Raw genomic sequence first — 1,918 nt, 5'->3', positions numbered from 1 at the left:
TTTATGTCAAGGTTCAGGGCTAAAAAATCCAGAGGATAGTCTCTGGATTTTTTCATCTCTTAATGATATAATGATATTATAATATACTTATAAGAAGGTGAGGAACTTGTGGAAAAATTTCGTTGACTGGCTGGTTTTTCAGCAAATGGGCCTAAAAGCCGATAGCGCGCTGGGGCAAGCAGTGCATTTTTTTATCTATGATACTGTCAAAATTTTTGTTTTACTGGCGGTGGTTATCTACCTGATCTCCTATTTGCGTTCCTATTTCCCGCCGGAAAGGACGAAAAAATATTTAAGCGGTAGTCGCCTCTTTGGCGGCAACATCCTGGCTGCTTTGCTGGGAATTGTCACTCCCTTTTGCTCCTGTTCAGCAGTACCCATGTTTATTGGCTTTGTTGAAGCCGGGGTTCCCCTGGGGGTTACTTTTTCATTCCTGATTGCTTCCCCCATGGTGAATGAGGTGGCACTGGCTTTGCTCTTCGGTCTGTTTGGCTGGAAAATCGCTTTTACTTACCTGGCGGCAGGTTTGACGGTCGCTATCGTCAGTGGAACAGTTATCGGCAAGCTGGGCCTGGAAAGCTGGGTGCAGGATTATGTTTATCAGATTCGGGTCGGGCAGCAGGAAATAAAGGAAATGAGCCGGCAGGAAAGGCACCAGTATGCGCTGGGGTATGTCAAAGACATTATTCGCAAAGTCAGGCTTTATATTCTGGTGGCTATTGCCATCGGAGCCTGGATGCACGGGTATGTACCTCAGGACTTTCTCCTGCGCTATGCCGGGCCCGGCCACTGGTATGCGGTGCCGCTGGCGGTGCTGGTCGGGATTCCCCTCTATTCCAATGCCGCCGGGATTATTCCTCTGGTTAGCGTTTTCCTGGAAAAAGGGATGGCTTTAGGGACGGTACTGGCTTTTATGATGGCAGTAACTGCCCTCAGTTTGCCGGAGATGATTATCCTGAAACAAGTGCTGAAGCCCAGATTGATCGCGCTATTTGTGGCAATTGTGGGCAGCGGGATTTTGCTGGTGGGTTATCTCTTTAACTGGCTATGGTAGAGGGAGGAGGTGAAAGGAATGCTGTCGATTAAAGTGTTGGGTTCCGGTTGTGCTAACTGCGTCAAACTGGAGGCCCTGGTCAAGGAAGCTATTGCTGAGCTGGGAGTAGAGGCGGAAGTGAGCAAGGTGCAGGACTGGCCGCAGATCATGGCTTACGGGGTGATGGCCACTCCTGGACTGGTGATCAATGAGAAAGTGGTCCATGCCGGTTCGGTACCGGATAAGGCTAAGGTAGTAAGTTTAATTACATCAGCACTGGTATAGATAGAGTTGACGGAGCCGGCCAGGGGCTATCTGGGCCATTTGCTGGCCGGAAAAGAGAGCCTCAGTGCTGAACGCTGATTAATAGCCAGGGTTTCCTGGCCTTTTTTCTTGCCTCCGTCCTCTCTCTACAGTAAACTACAAGTGTAAGATTTCCCTGAAGGAGGAACAATGATGAACATTTTCGATATACTGGGCCCGGTCATGATCGGGCCTTCCAGTTCTCATACCGCCGGAGCGGCCCGGATTGGCCGCCTGGCCGGGATTGTTCTGGGCGAACCGCCCGTTAAGGCGGATTTTTACCTGCACGGCTCCTTTGCCGAAACCTATATGGGCCATGGCACCGACCGGGCCCTGGTGGGCGGCCTGCTGGGCTTTGACACTGCCGATGAGCGAATTCGCCAGTCTCTGGAGCTTGCAGAAGAGGCAAAAATCAAGCTGGCCTTCCACAAAACCGATCTGGGGGATGTGCACCCCAATACCGTCAAGGTGGTAGTGCGGGGACAAAGCGGTAAGGTGGTGGATCTGGTCGCCTCCTCCATCGGCGGGGGCAACATCCGGGTGGTCAATCTGCTGGGCTTCCCGGTGGATTTTTCCGGTCAG

At 51.6% G+C, this 1,918-nt stretch carries 3 protein-coding genes; all 3 read left to right on the top strand.

Annotated features, from left to right (window positions below):
* Positions 1-106 precede the first annotated feature (106 nt).
* The gene (locus ULO1_RS04750; protein WP_079933062.1) at positions 107-1,054 is read left to right on the top strand and encodes a permease; all 948 of its coding nucleotides are present in this window, start codon (positions 107-109) and stop codon (positions 1,052-1,054) included.
* An 18-nt stretch (positions 1,055-1,072) separates the two neighbouring features.
* Positions 1,073-1,318 carry a thioredoxin family protein gene (locus ULO1_RS04745; RefSeq protein ID WP_079933061.1) on the top strand — a complete coding sequence of 82 codons (246 nt, stop codon included), beginning with the start codon at positions 1,073-1,075 and terminating at the stop codon, positions 1,316-1,318.
* A 171-nt stretch (positions 1,319-1,489) separates the two neighbouring features.
* The coding region (sdaAB, locus tag ULO1_RS04740) for an L-serine ammonia-lyase, iron-sulfur-dependent subunit beta (RefSeq protein ID WP_079933060.1) at positions 1,490-1,918 on the top strand (429 nt) is incomplete at its 3' end.

Origin of the sequence: Carboxydocella sp. ULO1 (assembly GCF_002049255.1) — a bacterium.
Taxonomy (GTDB): domain Bacteria; phylum Bacillota.
This window is presented reverse-complemented; position numbering and strand designations above follow the sequence as displayed.

What these genes read in the sequence shown, in the direction of transcription:
- ULO1_RS04745 (WP_079933061.1), top strand. Translation starts at nt 1,073, where the DNA reads ATGCTGTCGATTAAAGTGTTGGGTTCCGGTTGTGCTAACTGCGTCAAA.